Below are 21,231 nucleotides of genomic sequence, written 5' to 3' on the forward strand. Positions count from 1 at the left end.
TAATATAAATTCATCTAAGTTAGATTTAACTAGCCATGTTTTGGACATATTATTAATGAATAAGTAAGAAAAAAGAGGTGTCCAAATCGATGGAAGCTGTTTTACATGTACAAGAAAGAACAAAGTCGTCAAGAGCTTCAAATAATTCATTACGTAGAAAAGGAAGTATTCCTGCTGTTATATACGGAAAAGATGTTCATACCACGCCAATTTCTGTAGAACGGGCAGATTTTAAAAAGCAGTTAGGCAAAATTGGGAAAAATGGAATGTTCTCTTTAGACGTAGGTGGTAAAACGCAAAAGGCGATCGTTCGTAATTATGAGGTTGACCCACTTTCAAGAGAAATTATTCATGTCGACTTCTTTGCTGTTGATCCAAGTACAGTTATTACATCGGATGTGCGGGTTGCGTTAGTTAATGATGCAGAAGGTGTAAAAGATGGTGGGGTTCTCCAACAAGCGATTCATGAGTTATCAATTTCGGCTAGTGCGAATCAAATGCCAGATACAATTGAAGTAGATGTGAAAAATTTAAAAGTAGGAGAAACAATTACTGTCGGGGATATAAAACAGCAATATTCTTTAGACATTAATCATGATGATGATCAAGTAATTGCTTCTATTTTACCACCAAAGCAAGAGGAAGAAATTAGTACAGGTGAAGAACAAGAACCTGGTATACCTGATAACCTAGAAGGTAGAGAAGAATAAGGAGAAGGGCTGCTCCATAAGTCACCAACGCCAACCGTTATTGGATGAATATACTCCAGTAGTTTGGTAGGTTGGTCTTTTACAATGGACAGCCCCTTCTTTAGTTTTTTCATTTTCTACAATGAAATTTTTTGTAACGATATATTTTGACAGGTATACTTAAATAAGGAGGGGAGAATATGAAGTTGATTGTCGGGTTGGGGAATCCTGGGAAACAATATGCCGAAACAAGACATAATGTTGGATTTAAAGTAATTGACTTCCTCAGTAACCAGTGGAATATAGAGCTAAAAGAGACAAAATTCCAAGGTTTATTTGGAAAAGGAGTCGTTAACGGGGAAAAAGTAATTCTCTTAAAGCCGATGACATACATGAATCTTTCCGGTGAAGCGGTTGTCCCGTTAATGAACTACTACAACTTACCCGAAGAAAATCTACTTGTTATTTATGATGAATTGGATTTAGTCCCTGGAAAAATCCGATTACGGTATAAAGGGAGTGCTGGCGGACATAATGGCATGAAGTCCATTATTAAACATCTAGGAACACAAGAATTTAATCGAATACGAATTGGAATTGGAAGGCCGGATGCAGGCTTACCTGTCACAAACTATGTGTTAGGAAAGTTTAAACCAGAAGAAAAACCACTTATTGAGGAAATGATTAAGAAAAGTGGGCAAGCCGCTGAAATGTGGCTAGAGAAACCTTTTATAGATGTTATGAATATATTTAACAATTGAAGAATAAATATCGTAAGTAAAGCTGAATTCTGTATAACGGGTGGAATAAACGACTCCTGAACGGTAAATAATGAACATATAAGTAAAAGTTCATTTACCATTAGAGGAGTGAGTGTGTATGTCAATTCATTACTTTTGTAGATATTGTGGTACGAAATTAGGTACATTGGATGAAAAACAATATAATTATGAACAACTTGGGTTTCATAAGTTAACGGAAGATGAACGAATGAATATGATACAGTACGACCTTACTGGGAATATTGAGGTTAAGAGTATTTGTGAAAACTGTCATGAATCTTTTTCAATCAATCCGAGCAATTATGAAACTGATTATATTATCCACTAGCTTTGGATTTCCAAAGCATTTTTCTATTTAGAGAAAAGGTGAAATAGAGATTATCTTTACAGACTATTTAGAGAATTAGTAATATAAAACGCTTATCATACTTATATTAGACTTCATGTTGAAAGAGAGGAGGCAAAGAATGAGAGGGCTAGTTCATACATTAATGGAAAAAGATGACGTCATGTCAATTACAAATGGTTTAGAAGAAGGGTTAAAGGAACAACTAGTTGCAGGTCTATCAAACTCTGCGCGAACAGTTTTTATGGCTAGTATATATCAAAAGATGAATAAACCTCTTCTAATTGTTACGTATAATCTACTTCAAGCCCAAAAGTTATACGAGGATTTTGTACAATTAATAACGGATCCCATTTATTTATATCCAACAAATGAATTAACGATTGCGGATTTAGGGGTTTCTAGTCCTGAGCTACGTTCCCAACGAATAGAAGCACTTAACTTTCTTTGCACAAATAATAAAGGAGTAGTTATTGCACCAATTGCCGGTTTAAGGAGAATATTACCACCGAAAACTCTATGGGAAGATCAAATTCTCCATTGGCAACTTGATGATGAAATTGACTTAGATGAAGTGTTACAAAAACTTGTTCAAATGGGTTACGTCCGAACTGAAATGGTATCTGCACCGGGTGAATTCAGTATACGTGGTGGAATCATAGATATTTATTCTTTGACTGAGAGTAATCCTGTCAGAATTGAATTATTTGATAATATCATTGATTCAATTCGCTTTTTTTCCACAGATAATCAACGTTCTATGGAAAAATTAAATCATATTACGATAGGACCTGCAATTGAGTTTATTTTTGAGCCAAAGCATTATCTCTTAACTGCTGACCGTCTTGAAAAGGAATTAGCTAACAGCTTAAAGAAAGTAAAAGATGAGAAAGTTAAAGAGTCACTCATACTACAAACGCAATACGATATTGAGCAATTACGTTCTGGACAGCTGCCAGACCAAATATTTAAGTATCTATCATTAGCGTATGATGAACCAGCAAGTTTACTAGATTATATTGGAGAGCAGTCTATCGTTTGTATAGATGAAATCAGTAGAGTTAGTGAGATGAAAGAATCGTTAGATAAAGAAGATGCGGAATGGCAAACAAATCTATTAAGTGAAGGGAAATTTGTTCATTCAATAAAAGTTAATCATGACTTTTGGAAAATCCTACAGGCATCAAAAATCCCAACCGTCTATTTCTCTTTATTTTTAAGACATACACAACATGTGAATCCGCAAAACATTTTAAACTTATCTAGTAAACAAATGCAAAATTTCCATGGGCAAATGAATGTTTTAAAATCGGAAGTAGAACGATGGGAAAAAAGTGATTATACGGTTATTTTCCTTGCAGCAGATGAAAATCGTGTAGAAAAGTTAGAAACCGTCTTGTCAGATTATTCAATGAACGCAGTTAACAACTTACACGGTGAGCAATTGTTAATTGGAAAAACACAAATAAGTAAAGGTCAGCTAAATTTCGGTTTTGAATTACCGATGGAAAAAATTGCTGTTATTACGGAGAATGAAATATTTAATAAAAAGACACCAAAAAGGTCGTCACGTTCGCAAAAAATATCGAATGCTGAACGGATTAAAAATTATTCTGAGTTAAATATTGGTGATTATGTTGTTCATGTAAATCATGGTATTGGTAAATATTTAGGAATTGAAACGTTAGAGATAAATGGTATTCATAAAGATTATATGCAGATCCAATATCAAGGAAGTGACAAGCTTTATGTTCCAGTTGATCAAATTGACTTAGTTCAGAAATATGTTGGAACAGAAGGTAAGGAACCAAAATTATATAAACTTGGTGGTTCTGAATGGAAACGTGTGAAACGAAAGGTAGAATCATCTGTTCAAGATATCGCGGAAGATTTAATTAAGCTATATGCTGAGCGAGAAGCGGCAATAGGATATGCCTTTTCTCCTGATACAGAATTACAACGTGAATTTGAAACATCATTCCCTTATCAAGAAACAGAAGACCAATTGCGTTCAATTCAAGAGATTAAAAAGGATATGGAAAGGCCGCGCCCAATGGATCGACTTCTATGTGGTGATGTTGGATACGGTAAGACTGAGGTAGCGCTACGAGCTGCATTTAAGGCAATCTGTGATGGGAGACAAGTAGCGTTTTTAGTTCCAACTACGATACTAGCGCAACAACATTATGAAACGATGCGTGAAAGATTTCAAGAATATCCGATAAAAATTGGTGTATTAAGCCGTTTTCGTTCACGTAAAGAACAACAGGAAACAATCAAAGGATTAAAAAACGGCACCATTGATATTGTTGTAGGGACTCATCGTTTATTATCAAAAGATATTACGTATCATGATTTAGGGTTATTAATTATTGATGAGGAACAACGGTTTGGGGTTACTCATAAAGAAAAGATTAAAAAGTTAAAAACAAATATCGATGTTTTAACCTTAACTGCAACACCAATCCCAAGAACATTGCATATGTCGATACTTGGTGTTCGTGATTTATCAGTTATTGAAACACCACCTGAAAATCGCTTCCCAATTCAAACATATGTTATGGAAATGAGCCCTGGTTTAATTAAAGAAGCAATTGAGCGTGAATTAGCTCGAAATGGTCAAATCTATTACGTTTATAATAACATTGAGGATATTGATCGAAAGACAGAAGAACTTTCTATGCTCGTCCCAGATGCTAGAATTATATATGCCCATGGTCGAATGGGTGAAACGGAACTAGAAAATGTTATTTTAAGTTTCTTAAATGGTGAAGCGGATGTATTAGTAAGTACGACTATTATTGAAACAGGTATCGATATTCCAAACGTAAATACGTTAATTGTTGAAAATGCGGACCGAATGGGATTGTCACAACTCTACCAATTGCGGGGACGTGTTGGTCGTTCAAGTCGAGTTGCCTATGCTTACTTTACTTATAGAAAAGATAAAGTGCTAACAGAAGTAGCAGAGAAAAGATTACAAGCAATTAAGGAATTTACAGAACTTGGCTCTGGATTCAAGATTGCTATGCGTGATTTATCTATCCGTGGTACGGGGAACTTACTTGGTGCGCAACAACATGGATTTATTGAATCGGTTGGTTTTGATTTGTATTCACAAATGTTAAAAGAAGCAATTGATAAGAGAATGGGTGAAGGAAAGGCAGATCAAGATATTGCTGTGGAAATTGATTTACAAATTGATGCCTATATACCAGATCAATATATACATGATGGATACCAAAAAATCGAAATGTATAAACGTTTTCGTGGGATTACTGATTTTGAGGATATTAAGGAATTACAAGATGAAATGGTTGATCGCTATGGAGATTATCCAACAGAAGTGACTAATTTATTCCTAATTTCTGAAGTAAAGATTTATGCAAAACAAGCTGGGGTTGAGTTAATTAAAAGAGATAAAGATGAAGTTATGCTACTCTTTACTGATAAAGTAACGAAAACCATTCATATTCAAGATCTTGTTGATCTTTGCAAACCATTTGGCCGTACGGTTGGATACGGTATGGAAGGTGAAAAGTTAAAAATCGTTATTTATATAAACAAAATACCTAATCAAGATTGGTTCCCAACTTTAGATAAGATTGTAAAAGGATTACCTCAAATCTTAAAGAAAGAAGTAAATGTTGTTTAACTTTATTCATCAGAATTCCCTACTACTATAAATGGGGATTGAATGTAAAATGATAAATTGTGGCTGTCCACAAAATTGGTGAAGAATGGAGTATTCATTGAAGTAGCCAATTGAAATGGGACAGCCTTTTTCTTACCTCTAGTCAAGTACTTTTACAATACTTTTTAAGAATTAAATTTATGATTGGAGGAAGGGGGTACCCCCTTCCTCCAATCATAAATTTAGCGAATGCCAAAAAGACCTAACGATTTTTTGTTTTTTTCGCAAGGTCAAGTATGTTATAGTTAATTAAACCATTTACGAACAGGTGGATGCTGCTTCGTAATCATAGGTAATGTTGTGTGCAATAAGGTGAAATGCTACTTTTAAGAACTTATTCACACAAGCAATTGACGCAACTTTATGAGGCTTTCTCAGAGGTTGCGTTTTTAATTTGTCGTAATACTCCACCAGATGATTCTTTGTTTTTTGGCGTAGTGTAATCATCGTTTTAATCATAAAGAATAAAATTTTTCGTAGTTTATTGTTTCCCCTTTTATTAATCTTGTCCTTATAATGGGTATTACCTGACTGATAACGCATAATATCAATCCCCACATAGGCATTTAACTGCTTATGATTTTTAAAACGCCTGATATCACCCAACTCACCAATGATTCGAACAGCTGTTGTTTCCCCTATTCCTGGAAATGATAGAAGTACATGATATTCTGTGCGCTCATTAGAAAGCTCAACCATCTGCTTTACAAGCTGTTCTTTCCTCTCTTTTAAGTCTACGATGCGTCTTGCGTAATCTTTGACTTGTTCGCAACGTACATCATCTCTTGAGATGGCTGGATAGGAAGTTTTCGCGGCTTCAAGGAGGGCGATTCCTTTCTCTTCTGCTCGTTTTAAAGACAAATTTTTTCGTGTGTTTGCCTTTAATCGATTGCGAATGACCGTTTTTGAATGGGCTAACACTTCATCAGGATGTGGATACAATTGTACGATATTCAAAAACAGCGCAGAACGTTTCGTAAATAGCTGTTCCAATTCTGGAAAACTCAATTGAAGGATAGCGTGTAAACGGCTATATAAGTGCGTAATCTCACTGTCTAACTCATCATAGTAACGTGTGAGCCCACGCATCTGTTGGTAGTATTCATCTTCTTGATACGTCTGTTCACGTTCTACTCGAAAGTGCGATTTCGCTAGCTCATGTGCATCGCCTTTATCTGTTTTTTGGCGGCGCATCGAAGCCATTTGTAAGTTCGCTTCAAGTGGGTTAATACGGCAATATGTATAATCATAATCTTGAAAAAATCGTTCCAATGCTTTGGAATATACACCGGTTGCTTCAAAGACAATTTCAGGTGGTTGTCCATCTTGATAAGTTAGTGTTTGAAGCGTTTTATGAAGTTGTTCAAAAGAGGGACGATTATGTTCAATCTCTTTTTCTACTTCACATTGACGATACTGATTGTAAATGACCATTGTACTTTTTCCCATACTCACATCTAAGGCTACAACATGTTTCATGATTCTATTTTCTCCTTTTTAGTCAACCATAGAAGTCTTCACATTACCTTATCGATTCCATTTTCTTATACACGATCTCAAGGACCCAACATACTAAACTGATTCAAATAAGGTTGTGAAGTTGGTCTGTTTTTGATACGGACTCTTTATTGGTCCTAGAGGCTGTTCGACCTTCCTTCACTTCTACTATGAAAATAGTAGCACAAACCATGGCCTTGGTCTGTGCTACTAATGTTAGTATGTTTATATTGTCTTTTTCTATTATTTTAAGTGGTCTTGTAGAATTTTCCAACAATACCAATAATACTTACTAGAAGAAAAAGTTTTAGATTATGAATAGAACTTACCATATGAAAGATAATAATTGTATATAAGGATGATGATTCCAATTCAAACAAAGCCCATCTTTTTTATATGGCTTTGCTATTGGGGGACTTACTGGTTGAGTAAGTTGATAATCATTTTTTGTAAGAAAATCATCATAAGAAAGAGAGGCAACTTCAGATGAAAGCAACTGGTATTGTACGTAGAATTGATGATTTAGGTCGTGTTGTTATCCCAAAAGAAATCCGGAGAACCTTACGAATTAGGGAAGGAGATCCGTTAGAAATCTTCGTTGATCGAGATGGAGAAGTTATTTTGAAAAAGTACTCTCCGATTAGTGAGTTAGGGGACTTTTCAAAGGAATATGCTGAAGCACTCTTTGACAGTCTGGGTAGTATAGTATTAATTTGTGATCGCGATTCTGTTATTGCTGTAGCTGGTGGATCGAAAAAGGAATATTTAAACAGAAACATTAGTGAACTCGTCGAAAAAGCAATGGCAGAGCGGACAACCATTTTAGAAACATCTGAAAGTACGATCTCATTAGTAGAAGGNTATTGTCTTTTTCTATTATTTTAAGTGGTCTTGTAGAATTTTCCAACAATACCAATAATACTTACTAGAAGAAAAAGTTTTAGATTATGAATAGAACTTACCATATGAAAGATAATAATTGTATATAAGGATGATGATTCCAATTCAAACAAAGCCCATCTTTTTTATATGGCTTTGCTATTGGGGGACTTACTGGTTGAGTAAGTTGATAATCATTTTTTGTAAGAAAATCATCATAAGAAAGAGAGGCAACTTCAGATGAAAGCAACTGGTATTGTACGTAGAATTGATGATTTAGGTCGTGTTGTTATCCCAAAAGAAATCCGGAGAACCTTACGAATTAGGGAAGGAGATCCGTTAGAAATCTTCGTTGATCGAGATGGAGAAGTTATTTTGAAAAAGTACTCTCCGATTAGTGAGTTAGGGGACTTTTCAAAGGAATATGCTGAAGCACTCTTTGACAGTCTGGGTAGTATAGTATTAATTTGTGATCGCGATTCTGTTATTGCTGTAGCTGGTGGATCGAAAAAGGAATATTTAAACAGAAACATTAGTGAACTCGTCGAAAAAGCAATGGCAGAGCGGACAACCATTTTAGAAACATCTGAAAGTACGATCTCATTAGTAGAAGGAAATGAAGAAACTTTAACTTCCTATACGATTAGCCCAATTGTTGCGAATGGTGACCCAATAGGAACGGTTATTATTTTATCAAAAGAGCATACCATGGGTGAAGTGGAGAAAAAGTCAGCTGAGACAGCAGCAGGGTTTTTAGCAAGACAAATGGAGCAGTAAATAACGAATGTTTAGGATATATAATTATATAGAATAGACATCTATGTGAGCAAATAATTACTACTTAAAAGATTAAGTTGTTTTCAAGAACGAAATTCATATAGGATGGATAAGAAGGCAGTTAGTCTGTCTTCTTTTGTTGTTTTATAATAAAATGGGTATTATGTATTAAATTTCTCTTGTAGGTGTTCATATGGATGAATTGAAAGAAAGCCCTAAAAAGTTACTTTTTAAGGGAACAATGATTTTAACTCTTGCCGCATTATTTTCTAAAGTGTTAAGTGCAGTTTACCGGGTACCCTTTCAAAATATTGTTGGTGATATTGGTTTTTATATTTACCAACAAATTTACCCGTTTTATGGAATCGCTGTGGCATTTGCAACATATGGCTTTTCAGTTGTCATTTCAAAATTATATGCTGAAAATATAGAGGGAAAAGATAAATCGGTCGGAAACCAAATATTATTACCTTCGTTTATCGCAGTCGCTCTATTCAATTTTATTCTTTTTCTTATAACCTATTTTGGTTCAAGTTTATTGGCAAATCAAATGGGAGATGAACAGCTCAAACCATTAATAAAACTAGTGTCGTGTACGTTTTTAGTGATACCATTTTTATCAGTGATAAGGGGATATTTCCAAGGTCAAGGTTATATGGTTCCAACGGCTTTATCTCAAGTAGGCGAGCAAACAGTAAGAGTATCACTTATATTAATTCTCTCCATTGTTTTGATAAATAAAGGATATTCTTTGTATGAAATAGGCGAGGGGGCAATTGTTGCATCTGTTCTAGGTAGTTTAAGTGGGGCAATTATTATCGCATGTTTCTTTTTACGTCATTACAAGAAAAGCAAAAGAAAAGAGAAAACGATAAGAATACGTGTTGTTATTAAAACCGTATTGTTTCAAGGTATCGCTGTTTGTATTAGTAGCTTAACTTTGATTTTATTTCAGTTGATTGATTCATTTCAAATTTACCCGTTATTAAAAAATGCTGGTATACATATGGAACAGGCAAAAATACTAAAGGGTGTTTACGATCGGGGACAGCCTTTAATCCAATTAGGAATGGTTTTAGCCACATCGCTTTCGTTAGCAGTCGTTCCAATGATCGCAGTAATGAAAAAACGGAGTAAAGAGGCAGTCGCATATTATATAAGGCTTGCTTTTAAAATAAGTTTAGCGGTGAGTCTTGCAGCTACCATTGGTCTTATTATGATTATGAATCATCTCAATACGATGCTATTTCAAAATGATGCAGGTTCAAATGTTTTACGGATTTTTGTCATAGCAATTATTTTATCAACAGTTTGTACAACGATAATCTCCGTCTTGCAAGGCTTCGGGATTATCTATTATCCAGCGATCACAGTTATCATTGGTAGTATGACAAAATTAATTGCTAACGGAATTCTTATCCGTCAATTCAATACTGCGGGGGCGGCAATCTCTACGATTCTTTCGTTAGGAATTATGATATTTTTATTAGTATGGAGATTGAAACAGGTAATACCTATGAGACTCATTACGTGGAACTTTCTTAGAGGCTTACTAAAATCATTACTATATATGGCTTCATCGATTGTTATTTTTCATCTCGTATGTCGTCCATTAACGTTTCAACTTACTAGCCGAATGTTTGCTAGTTTTTATGCACTTGGTGCAACGTTTATCGGGGGAACTGTTTATCTAATAACATTACTACGCAGTCAATGTTTTACTAATGAGGAAATAGCATTACTTCCTCTAGGTAATAAAATAAAATTTATAAATAAGAAGTAATAAAGAAGCAAATCATTTAGAAGGAAGGGTAAAAATATTGAACAAAATAGTTGTTGCAGGGCTTGGGGCAGGAGACATAGATCAGCTTCCGTTTGGCATTTATAAGTTATTAAAGGACTCTAATGATCCAGTCTTTCTCCGTACGAAAGAACATCCAGTTGTTTCAGCTCTTGAAGCGGAAGGGATTGAATTTTCTGCTTATGATTTTATTTATGAAGAAAATGGACAGTTTCAGGATGTTTATCAAGAAATAGTAAACCATTTATTTCAAGAGGTCCAAAATGGTGACCTTATCTATGCAGTTCCAGGGCACCCGTTAGTGGCTGAAAAAACGGTGCAGTTATTAATTGAACAAGGGGAAGAAGCAGGGGTGGAAATTGAATTCCGTGGTGGACAAAGTTTTCTAGACGCACTATTTCAATCCGTACGAATCGATCCAATTGACGGATTTCAATTACTCGATGGGACCAATTTCCATAAAAGCGATGTCCAATTAAACCAGCATATAATCATTGCTCAAGTATATGATCAAATGATTGCATCAAATGTAAAACTAGAGCTAATGGAATTACTTCCAGATACATACGAAATTTATATGATTGAAAGTGCAGGAAGTGCAAATGAACTTGTAAGGAAAGTTCCACTTTATATGCTGGATCATAATTTTTCTATCAATAATCTAGTGAGTTTATATGTTCCACCAGTAAAAGATGAACAAATTCTTTATAAAGATTTTCATTTTTTACGTCAAGTTATTGCTACATTAAGAGGCCCGAATGGCTGTCCTTGGGATAAGGAACAAACACATGAGTCGTTGAAAAAATATTTAATTGAAGAGGCTTATGAACTCCTTGAGGCAATTGATGAAAAAGACGACAATCATATAATCGAGGAGTTAGGTGATGTGTTATTACAAGTGATGCTTCATGCGCAAATTGGCGAGGACGAAGGATTTTTTAATATAAATGATGTAATTGAAGCTTTAACAAGTAAAATGATTCGTAGACACCCACATGTGTTTGGCGATACGAAAGTAAACAGTGTGCATGATGTATTAACAAATTGGGGTAAAATTAAACAAAGTGAAGGACGAGAGAAATCAACTATTTTTACTGAATTGAAAAAGGGACTACCAGCGCTTATGCAAGCATATGAATTGCAAAAAATGGCGAAAAAATCAGGGTTTGATTGGAAGGATATTGATCCAGTTATCGAGAAATTAAAAGAAGAGCTAGATGAATGGCTAACAGAGATAAAAACAAAGGGAAGAAGAAGTGATGTTGAGATTGAGTTTGGAGATCTTTTATTTTCAATGGTTAACATTGCTAGATTTTTATCCATTCACCCTGAGCAAGCATTAATTCGAACAAATCAAAAATTTGTAAGACGAATGAATTATATAGAAAAAAAGGTGAAAGAAGCTGGAAAACAATTTTCGGATTTTAGTTTAGAAGAACTTGATTTATTCTGGGATGAGGCAAAGGAAAAAGGATTATAATAGGAAAGGACTTCGAGAATATATGCGACTAGATAAATTTCTAAAAGTATCACGCTTAATTAAACGAAGAACATTAGCAAAGGAAGTATCAGATCAAGGAAGAATTTCAATTAATGGGAAAACGGCTAAGGCAAGCTCTGAAGTGCAAGTGGGCGATGAACTTGTTATTAAGTTTGGCCAACGGGTTGTTACGGTTAAAATAGATAAATTACAAGAAACGACGAAAAAGGAAGATGCAAATACCATGTATACCATTCTTAAAGATGAACGAATCAATGAATAATGGTTATTGATTTTTAGTCCCCTTTACTTGATTCTAGTTCTATTACAAACAGGACGAGCATAACTATTTATAAGAATTAGAACAAGATTGAATCGGGGGATGTATGGTGAATCAATTTTATGATCAATCCAATAATCAAAAATCTGTTGTTCAAGACCACGATGTCATAATGAGAGGGCGTAAAACATTAGATATAACAGGTGTAAAACAAGTAGAGAGTTTTGATAATGAGGAATTCCTTTTAGAAACGGTTATGGGATATTTAGCAATTCGTGGCCAAAATTTGCAAATGAAAAACTTAGACGTCGATAAAGGCATTGTGTCTATTAAAGGAAGAATATTCGACTTAGTCTACCTTGACGACCACCAAGGAGATAAAGCTAAGGGTTTCTTTAGCAAGTTGTTCAAATGAGTTTAACAGTACAATTTTATACGATGATCGCAATGATTGGTATGGGGAGTTACTTTGGAGCGGCTTTGGATACGTATAGCCGCTTATTTAACCGTTCAAAAAGGAATGTATATATCCGTGCAATAAATGATATTTTATTTTGGATACTTCAAGTTCTTTTAATTTTTTATGTTCTTTATTTAGTTAACAATGGAGAAATACGATTTTATATTTTTCTCGCTCTTCTATGTGGCTTTGCATTTTATCAAAGTCTTCTTAAAAACATATATACCCGTCTACTTGAACAGATCATTCACGTGACCATTCGGACATATCGTTTTGGAGTGAATTTGTTTTCTAATTTACTTGTGAAACCAATTGTTATGCTGTTGACATTTTTATTATCTGTAGTTGTGTTAATTGGAAAATTATTATTAAGAATTATTTTAATCATTTGGAAGATTATTTATACGATTTATAAAATTATTATGAAGCCCTTTCGTTATTTGGGGAAATATATCTGGAAAGCTGTACCAAAATCAGTTAGAATAAAGGGGAACATTGCTTTTAAAAAGGTTGCAAATGTTATAAAGTGGATGATTAATAAACTAAGTAAATTCAAAAGACAGTGAGGGGGCTTGTGTGGATGAGTGTAGACAAGAATAGAGTTCCAATATTGAATCAATCCTATTTAAACTATCAAGAACAACAAAGTATCTATGCAAAGCGAAAGAAAAAAATGCTCATTCGCAGGCTAACTGTGTTTTTTGTCTTTGTTGCCATCATCTTATTTGTTTTCATTCAAGCTTTGGTTACCCAATCTCAAACACTTACTGAAAAAGAAACAAAATTAAAGGAAGTACAAGCCCAGTATAAAGAGCTGAAAGAAAATCAAAAAATTTTAAAAGAAGAGATTACCAAGTTACAAGATGATGAATATATTGGTAAATATGCACGTCAAGAATATTATTTATCTGATGATGGGGAAATTATATTTTCAGTCCCAGAACAGTAAATTATTGGAATAGTTGATTGTTTGACACTTAAAAAACATTTTGTCTATAATATAAATAAGTGTACTTTTTTATTACTTTAAGGAGGAAGTTTCTTTTTATGTCAATCGAAGTAGGCAGCAAGTTGCAAGGTAAAGTAACAGGAATCACTAATTTTGGTGCTTTTGTCGAGCTGCCAGAGGGCTCAACAGGTTTAGTTCATATCAGTGAAGTTGCTGACACATATGTAAAGGATATTAATGAATTCTTGAAAGTCGGCGATCAAGTTGAAGTGAAAGTAATGAATGTTGAGAAGGATGGCAAAATTGGTTTATCGATTAAAAAGGCGCAAGATCGCCCGGAAAGAACAGAAAGATCAGATAGACCAGAAAGACCAAGTGGAGGTCATCGTTCACGTCAAGGAAGAAGCCATGACCGTAAACCACAAGAGAATTTTGAACAAAAAATGGCGCGTTTTTTGAAAGATAGTGAAGACCGCCTAGCCTCATTAAAACGCCATACTGAATCAAAAAGAGGAGGTAGAGGTGCTAGAAGAGGTTAACTTGCTGTCTATAGCTTATTTGCAGGTTTCCTAATGTTCAATTTCAAGTATTTGTTAATGAGAAATACACTTGTTAACATAAATAATAGCTTGTGATATATATTTTATAGTCTTCTTTCATAGTTCGATATATAAAGGTCTAATCTTTTCATAGGATTGGACCTTTATTATTTTTATCCACTCCAAAGAGAAAGACCTCAAAAAACGATGGTGAATTCAATACTACACGTAAAATCCTCAAACAAATGGAGGCTCCATATTCCTTCATTTTTTCTACAATTTTATTCATTGTTTTTTTATCTGGAATTTTGTCGAAACTGTATAAGTCTTATCTTTACTAGCGCTATCCAGTGTCCTCATCATGTTTTAGTTAATTGGGTGAGGCAAATTTTGTTTTCTTTTATTCCTTTCTGTAGACAATTGTCTAAATATTTTTATAGTTCGTCTATCTTTTTTGACAAATTTTTATCTTCCAATCGCCTATAATAAACAAAAAAGACCGAGGGGTGTTTGTAAAGATGACGGGAAAAATTCAAGGGAGCTATATGGAACCAATGCAAGAGAGGAAAGTAGTAGATTTTAAGTTTTCATTACATAGTTTACTAGAGTCGTTGCGGAATAAATTAGAGTCGGTGTTATTTAGACGTGGATTTGTATTATTTATTTTTGGTTTCATGTTAGGACGAGCTTTCATTTTGTCAGTGCTTTCACCTTTTAGTTTACCGTTTTTTGCAGCGGCATATTATATAAGAAAAGATAAATCACCGCTAATATTTTTCGGAATTGTTGCTGGTTCACTTACAATTTCCATAACGAATGCACTATATTCGTTTATGATCATTAGCCTCTTTCTCGTTTTAAATAAAATAGTTAAATGGTTTACGAGAAATGAATCAAAAATATTACCGTTTATTGTACTTGCTTCTGTTCTCTTAGGGCGGATTGTGTGGAGCTATGCTACTGTAGGGGATCTAACAATTTATAATGCTTTAATGGCAACGGTTGAAGCAGGACTAGCTTTTGTATTAACAATGATTTTTATGCAAAGTATTCCACTTTTATCTATGTCAAAAAGGAGACAAGCGTTAAAAACGGAAGAATTAGTTTGCTTAATAATATTAATTGCTTCAATGATGACCGGTGCAATGGGGTGGGCATTTGAGGAGGTTACTGTTGCAAATATTCTTGCACGCTATTTAGTGTTAATATTTGCTTTTACAGCAGGTGCAACGGTTGGCTCAACTGTAGGAGTTGTCACTGGGCTAATATTTGGTTTAGCAGATATTAACAGTTTTCCTGAAATGAGTCTACTTGCATTTAGTGGTTTACTTGGCGGTTTGCTTAAAGAAGGTAAAAAGGCAGGTACCATCTTTGGTCTTATCGTCGCCACTTTATTATTAGGGTTATATAGTAACCAGTCAGGTTCAATAATGACTAGCTTATATGAAACATTATTAGCCACCATTATTTTTATTTTAACGCCAAGGCTATTCACAAGCCAAATTGCAAAACATATTCCGGGCACATCCGAACATTCCGCAGAACAACAAGCTTATGTACGAAAAATACGCGATGCAACAGCTAGGAGGGTGGAGCAATTTTCCTCTATATTTCATGCGTTAGCGACAAGTTTCCAAAAACAAGAGGCGGCGGAACGAATGGATCCTGATATGGAAGTTGACTACTTTTTTGCCAATGTTACAGCAAAAACTTGTCAGACGTGTTTTAAAAAAGAAAAGTGTTGGGCTGCTAATGGTTACAATAAAACATATGATACGATGAAAAGTATTATGTATGAATTAGAAGAAAATAATGGTGTTTTATCAAACAAAACAGTTTGGGATTGGGAGCGTCGATGTGTCCGTAGTGATAAAGTAATTGATACAATTCAGAATGAACTCCATTACTTTCATGCGGATCAAAAGTTACAACAACAAATTAAAGAAAGTCGAAAATTAGTTGCAGAACAGTTGCACGGAGTTTCAGAAGTTATGGCGAATTTTGCTAAAGAAATTCAAAAAGAGCGAGAAAATCATGAGAAGCAGGAGGACCAATTATTAGATGCACTACAATCATTTGGAATTGAAGTGGATCATATAGAAATATACAATTTAGACCAAGGTAATGTAGATATCGATATCACCATTCCATACTGTAGTGGAATGGGGCAATGTGAAAAATTAATCGCACCACTTCTATCGGATATTTTAGGTGAGCAAATTGTTGTATACAGTGAAGAGTGTGGAAAACATAAACATGATTATTGTTATGCTACTTTCCGTTCAGCAAAACGTTTTGTTGTTGAAACAGGAATTGCTTATGCTGCAAAAAATGGGGGATTTGTATCAGGGGATAGTTACACGACAATTGAAATAGGGGCAGGAAAGTACGCGCTAGCAATAAGCGACGGGATGGGAAATGGTGAGCGGGCGTATTTAGAAAGTAAGGAAACATTGGCGTTGTTAGAGCAAATATTACAATCTGGCATTGACGAAGAAATAGCGATTAAGTCGATTAATTCTATACTTTCACTCAGAACAACGGATGAGGTTTATGCAACACTTGATTTAGCGATTGTCGATTTACAGGATGCACAATCAAAATTTATAAAAGTAGGTTCAACACCAAGCTTTATTAAAAGAGGAGATCGAGTTATTAAAATTCAGGCGAGCAATTTACCAATTGGAATCATTCAAGATTTCGAAGTTGATGTTGTGAGCGAGCAGTTAAAAGCTGGTGACTTACTAATAATGATGAGTGATGGGATTTTTGAAGGACCGAGACATATCGAGAACATGGACTTATGGTTAAAGAGAAAAATATTAGAACTAGAAACAGATGATCCACAAGCAGTAGCAGACATTATTATGGAAGAAGTTATTCGTTCCAGTGATGGATATATTGATGATGATATGACGGTTTTAGTGGCAAAAATTAATCACAATAATCCAAAGTGGAAGCCTATACCAGCAATATCATTACGAAAAGGTGCGTAGTTAAGAGATTACTAGCAATTAACGGAACGGTTGCTTTTGGAGTAATTAGACATGAGATAAAACGGATGATACGGTTAAAAAAAGAACAGTAGATGTAAGTATAAATCCCCTCCAATAGGGCAATGATGGTAAAAAGTACTATGGAGGGGATTCATTTTGAGAACGGGGACAATTAAGCAAATACTATTAATTACGGATGGTTGTTCAAATCATGGAGAAGATCCTGTAGCAATTGCTGCATTAGCGAATGAGTTTGGCATTACAGTTAATGTCATTGGTGTAATGGAAAATGACGTTATTGATGATCAAGGAATGCGGGAGATAGAAGGAATAGCAACTCAAGGTGGAGGAGTAAGTCAGATTGTCTATGCGCAAGCCTTGTCACAAACGGTGCAAATGGTAACAAGGAAAGCAATGACACAAACAATTCAAGGTGTTGTTAATAAAGAACTTAGACAAATACTAGGGGATCATGTAAGTATTGAAGAACTTCCACCAGAAAAACGAGGTGAAGTTCTGGAAGTAGTAGATGATTTAAATGAAACGGTTAATTTAGAAGTATTGATTCTTGTAGATAATAGTGCAAGTATGAAGCATAAATTACCAACTGTGAAAGAAGCCCTACTAGATCTTTCGCTCAGTTTAAATGCTAGAATGGGAAATAATCAATTTTCTCTCTTTGTATTTCCTGGGAAAGGAAAGGAAGTAGAAAAATTATTAGATTGGACACCGAAATTAGAAACCTTAACTTCTGTTTTTTCTAAATTAACTGCAAGTGGTATAACACCAACAGGTCCAGCATTAAAAGAGGCGATGAATTACTTTAGGAAAAAACATTCAGTAAAGGGATTACTATCACGTCATGACGATTACTATGAAGAGTCCATTTAATATATCTATTGGGATGGTAATAACAGGAAAGTGGCATCACAATTGTTATACAATTATTAAAGAGCTGGGCCGTGGTGCAAACGGAATTGTATATTTAGCTGACTGGAACGGAAAAAGAGTGGCCATAAAGATTAGTGATGATCACGTTACCATTACTTCTGAAGTAAATGTTCTGAAATCATTTTCCAAGGCCCAAGGGGTTTCCCTCGGGCCTTCTTTATTCGACGTCGATGATTGGGTAAGAAATAATAAAAAAGTACCTTTTTATGTTATGGAGTATATAGAAGGGAAAAACTTTCTCACCTTTATTAGACAAAATGGTACGGTATGGTTACCTGTGTTAATTTCACAATTACTATCGGATTTAAACGATTTACATCGGCAAGGTTGGGTTTTTGGTGATTTAAAACCAGATAATCTCCTTGTAACGAGTTCGCCAGTGAAAATGCGTTGTATAGATGTGGGTGGAACTACAGGAGAAGGAAGGGCAATCAAGGAATTTACTGAGTTTTTTGATCGTGGGTATTGGGGGCTCGGAAGTAGAAGGGCAGAACCAACATATGATTTATTTGCCGTTGCAATGATTATGATAAATGCCTTTTATCCGAAAAGATTTAATAAGCAAGGAGATTGCCTTACACAATTAAAAAGGGCAATCGATCAAAATAAGGAGTTAAAACAATATAAACCTTTACTACTTAAAGCGATAACAGGGAAATATAAATCGGCATTAGAAATGAAAAAGGAGTTATTAAAACTTACTCATTCACAAGGAAAAGACAAAAATACACAACAAAATATAGTAATTAATCAACAACCAACAAAAAACTATAGCAATCGATCCGTACGCCATACAAAGACAAAACAGAAAAGAAGAAAAGGTAGTCGCCATACGTTGGAAACAGTTTTTATATTTTCTATCATTTGTATTATTTACGTCGTGTATATTATGGAGCGATTACTCTAGCGATGAATTGAAGAATGATTGTAAACCTACATTTGTAAAAGGTAAGAAAAAATGTTTTAAAAATTAATTACAATCATGTAAAATATAGGGTAAATATGCCAATTGGTAAAGGGTTGTCAATTATGGATGAATTTGAGGTTAAGGTAAAAAAGTTTATACAGAAACATCAATTATTACAACATGGGTCTTGTGTGTTAGTTGGTGTTTCAGGAGGACCAGACTCCTTAGCCCTTTTATATTTTCTAAAAAGAGTGCAAAAAGACTGGAACTTGACAATTACTGTTGCTCATGTCGACCATATGTTTCGTGGGGAAGAATCATTTGCAGAAATGAAATATGTCGAGAGTATTTGTGAAAATTGGAATATACCATTTGAAGGAAAACGTATTAACGTTCCAAAAGCAATAGAGGAACAGCCAGGTGCAAGTTCCGAAGCTGTCGCTAGAGAATTACGTTATTCATATTTCCAATCAGTAATGGAAAAACTTCAAATTCCACTCCTTGTTCTTGCTCATCATGGCGATGATCAAATAGAAACAATCCTCATGCACTTAACGAGGGGAACGACAAAAAAGGCAGCAAGCGGTATTCAAGTGAAAAGAACTTTTGCAAAAGGGTTGGTGATACGGCCGTTTTTATGTGTTACAAAAAAGGAGATTGAAGAGTACGTACACAATCATCAATTAAAACCTGTTTACGATCCAACAAATGTGATGGACATTTATACGAGAAATCGTTTCAGAAAAAAGGTCCTACCATTTTTAAAAAGTGAAAATCCAAATGTCCATATTCATTTTCAACGATTTAGTGAATGGATGACAGAAGATGAAAATTATTTAATGGACTTGGCAAAAGAGGCATATAATAAAAATATTGTTGAAGGTCACGATGAATGTGAAATAACTTCAATAAAGGACTTTTTAGAGGTGCCTTTACCTTTACAAAGAAGATGTATTCAACTAATATTAAACTATCTCTACCATAGTCGATTGCCTGAAAATTTATCATCCTTACATATTGAATTAATTATGGATTTAATAAGGAAACCGAACCCATCTATGGAAATACATTTGCCAGACGAGGTACGTGTATACCGCTCCTATGAAAAATGCATATTTACTTTTTCATCTCTTTCGATAACAACCTACGAATATGAATGGAAAAGGGGCGAATCGATTACTCTTCCGAATGGGGATCGATTATTCATGTCGAATGATTTACAAGAAAACCTTAATCGGGACGCTTATTTTATCATGGACGCTAATACTGGTTTTCCTCTTTATGTTAGAACTCGAGAAAGTGGAGATCGAATTCAAGTAAAAGGAATGAACGGGTCAAGGAAGATAAAAAAACTGTTTATTGACTATAAGGTTCCGAAAAGAGACCGGGGTCAGTGGCCGATTGTTACTGATTGTCATGGTAATATTTTATGGGTTCCTTTATTAAAAAGGTCGGCTTATGAAGGAGAGTATTCTTCTAATACGAAACCAATTTACTTACAATACATAAAACAGTCAGACTTCTAGGAGGAGCAAGGTTAATGAATCAGGACATTGAAAAAATATTAGTATCAGAGGAAGAACTTCAAAAGAAAATTAGTGAAATTGCAAGTATTCTTACTGTGGAATATAAGGACCGCTTTCCATTAGTCGTTGGTGTCTTAAAAGGTGCTTTGCCGTTTATGGCAGATTTAATAAAACGAATGGATACATATCTTGAGATTGATTTTATGGATGTATCAAGCTATCATGGTGGAACGGTATCGACTGGGGAAGTAAAAATACTTAAAGATTTAGATACTTCTGTAGAGGGACGCGATATTTTAATTATAGAGGATATTATCGATAGTGGTTTGACATTAAAATATTTAGTTGACTTATTTTATTACCGTAAAGCAAAATCTATTAAAATTGTTACACTTTTAGATAAACCTGAGGGTCGTAAAGTGGACTTAAAGGCTGACTTAGCTGGATTTGTTATACCAAATGAATTTGTTGTCGGTTTTGGATTAGACTATGAGGAGAAATACCGAAATCTCCCGTACATTGGTGTATTAAAACCGAAAATTTATAGCAATGAAGGATAATGGTTATTTTAACTTTAATACCTTATTTTAATAAGGGATAAATGGGATTGCCTTTTTTATAAAAATAAGAAATATAAGGGATGTTGAAATCCTTGTAATTCTTTAAATTTCTATGATA

The 21,231-nt window shown here is 34.5% G+C and carries 18 protein-coding genes and 1 pseudogene; 18 read left to right on the forward strand and 1 reads right to left on the reverse strand.

The annotated features are described in order from the left end of the window. Nucleotides 1–89 precede the first annotated feature (89 nt). The 4 genes from BN2144_RS00290 to mfd all read left to right on the forward strand — a co-directional run bounded on the left by BN2144_RS00290 (nucleotide 90) and on the right by mfd (nucleotide 5,472). Entirely contained in the window at nucleotides 90–710 is a 621-nt protein-coding gene (locus BN2144_RS00290; protein ID WP_033826376.1) for a 50S ribosomal protein L25/general stress protein Ctc, read from the forward strand. A gap of 179 nt (nucleotides 711–889) precedes the next feature. Beyond that, nucleotides 890–1,450, forward strand: coding sequence for an aminoacyl-tRNA hydrolase (gene pth, locus BN2144_RS00295; RefSeq protein WP_033826377.1), 561 nt, complete (start codon nucleotides 890–892; stop codon nucleotides 1,448–1,450). 118 nt (nucleotides 1,451–1,568) lie between these two features. Further along, on the forward strand, nucleotides 1,569–1,799 hold the full coding sequence (locus BN2144_RS00300) for an anti-sigma-F factor Fin family protein (protein WP_033826378.1): 231 nt from the start codon (nucleotides 1,569–1,571) through the stop codon (nucleotides 1,797–1,799). A gap of 139 nt (nucleotides 1,800–1,938) precedes the next feature. Further along, nucleotides 1,939–5,472, forward strand: coding sequence for a transcription-repair coupling factor (mfd, locus tag BN2144_RS00305; protein ID WP_033826379.1), 3,534 nt, complete (start codon nucleotides 1,939–1,941; stop codon nucleotides 5,470–5,472). A 297-nt stretch (nucleotides 5,473–5,769) separates the two neighbouring features. Here the strand turns inward: mfd and BN2144_RS00310 are convergent, their stop codons facing one another. Then, nucleotides 5,770–6,990: an IS110 family RNA-guided transposase gene (locus BN2144_RS00310; RefSeq protein ID WP_033826380.1), complete on the reverse strand. Its 1,221-nt coding sequence runs from the start codon at nucleotides 6,988–6,990 to the stop codon at nucleotides 5,770–5,772. A 504-nt stretch (nucleotides 6,991–7,494) separates the two neighbouring features. Between BN2144_RS00310 and BN2144_RS00315 the strand changes: the two are divergent. From BN2144_RS00315 to hpt, 14 genes and pseudogenes are all read left to right on the forward strand, one after another. Next, nucleotides 7,495–7,863: pseudogene (locus BN2144_RS00315) on the forward strand (stage V sporulation T C-terminal domain-containing protein); the annotation flags it as partial. 264 nt (nucleotides 7,864–8,127) lie between these two features. Then, complete coding sequence (spoVT, locus tag BN2144_RS00320; protein ID WP_033826381.1) at nucleotides 8,128–8,664, forward strand: stage V sporulation protein T; 537 nt, start codon at nucleotides 8,128–8,130, stop codon at nucleotides 8,662–8,664. Nucleotides 8,665–8,857: 193 nt separating this feature from the next. Further along, nucleotides 8,858–10,447: a putative polysaccharide biosynthesis protein gene (locus BN2144_RS00325; RefSeq protein ID WP_033826382.1), complete on the forward strand. Its 1,590-nt coding sequence runs from the start codon at nucleotides 8,858–8,860 to the stop codon at nucleotides 10,445–10,447. A gap of 34 nt (nucleotides 10,448–10,481) precedes the next feature. Then, nucleotides 10,482–11,945 carry a bifunctional methyltransferase/pyrophosphohydrolase YabN gene (gene yabN, locus BN2144_RS00330; protein ID WP_094763089.1) on the forward strand — a complete coding sequence of 488 codons (1,464 nt, stop codon included), beginning with the start codon at nucleotides 10,482–10,484 and terminating at the stop codon, nucleotides 11,943–11,945. Nucleotides 11,946–11,967: 22 nt separating this feature from the next. Continuing rightward, on the forward strand, nucleotides 11,968–12,228 hold the full coding sequence (locus tag BN2144_RS00335) for an RNA-binding S4 domain-containing protein (RefSeq protein WP_033826406.1): 261 nt from the start codon (nucleotides 11,968–11,970) through the stop codon (nucleotides 12,226–12,228). A 106-nt stretch (nucleotides 12,229–12,334) separates the two neighbouring features. Then, entirely contained in the window at nucleotides 12,335–12,640 is a 306-nt protein-coding gene (gene yabP / locus BN2144_RS00340; RefSeq protein WP_033826384.1) for a sporulation protein YabP, read from the forward strand. Continuing rightward, complete coding sequence (yabQ, locus tag BN2144_RS00345) at nucleotides 12,637–13,251, forward strand: spore cortex biosynthesis protein YabQ (RefSeq protein ID WP_033826385.1); 615 nt, start codon at nucleotides 12,637–12,639, stop codon at nucleotides 13,249–13,251. The genes yabP and yabQ overlap by 4 nt, the downstream gene beginning before the upstream one ends. Before the next feature lie 14 nt (nucleotides 13,252–13,265). Beyond that, nucleotides 13,266–13,634 carry an FtsB family cell division protein gene (locus BN2144_RS00350; RefSeq protein ID WP_033826386.1) on the forward strand — a complete coding sequence of 123 codons (369 nt, stop codon included), beginning with the start codon at nucleotides 13,266–13,268 and terminating at the stop codon, nucleotides 13,632–13,634. A gap of 98 nt (nucleotides 13,635–13,732) precedes the next feature. Beyond that, a complete protein-coding gene (locus tag BN2144_RS00355; protein ID WP_033826387.1) occupies nucleotides 13,733–14,173 on the forward strand; it encodes a S1 domain-containing RNA-binding protein in 441 nt (146 codons plus the stop codon). 518 nt (nucleotides 14,174–14,691) lie between these two features. Continuing rightward, nucleotides 14,692–17,169 (forward strand): stage II sporulation protein E, encoded by a 2,478-nt coding sequence (spoIIE, locus tag BN2144_RS00360; RefSeq protein ID WP_033826388.1) that lies wholly within the window; start codon nucleotides 14,692–14,694, stop codon nucleotides 17,167–17,169. Nucleotides 17,170–17,325: 156 nt separating this feature from the next. Then, complete coding sequence (locus BN2144_RS00365; protein WP_033826389.1) at nucleotides 17,326–18,060, forward strand: vWA domain-containing protein; 735 nt, start codon at nucleotides 17,326–17,328, stop codon at nucleotides 18,058–18,060. Next, nucleotides 18,044–19,027 carry a protein kinase domain-containing protein gene (locus tag BN2144_RS00370; RefSeq protein ID WP_082195107.1) on the forward strand — a complete coding sequence of 328 codons (984 nt, stop codon included), beginning with the start codon at nucleotides 18,044–18,046 and terminating at the stop codon, nucleotides 19,025–19,027. Before BN2144_RS00365 ends, BN2144_RS00370 begins: the two co-directional genes overlap by 17 nt. A gap of 122 nt (nucleotides 19,028–19,149) precedes the next feature. Beyond that, on the forward strand, nucleotides 19,150–20,553 hold the full coding sequence (gene tilS / locus BN2144_RS00375; protein WP_075047775.1) for a tRNA lysidine(34) synthetase TilS: 1,404 nt from the start codon (nucleotides 19,150–19,152) through the stop codon (nucleotides 20,551–20,553). 14 nt (nucleotides 20,554–20,567) lie between these two features. Beyond that, entirely contained in the window at nucleotides 20,568–21,113 is a 546-nt protein-coding gene (gene hpt, locus BN2144_RS00380; protein ID WP_033826391.1) for a hypoxanthine phosphoribosyltransferase, read from the forward strand. Nucleotides 21,114–21,231: the final 118 nt, after the last annotated feature.

It is taken from the genome of Bacillus andreraoultii (genome assembly GCF_001244735.1).
GTDB lineage: Bacteria > Bacillota > Bacilli > Bacillales > Caldibacillaceae > Caldifermentibacillus > Caldifermentibacillus andreraoultii.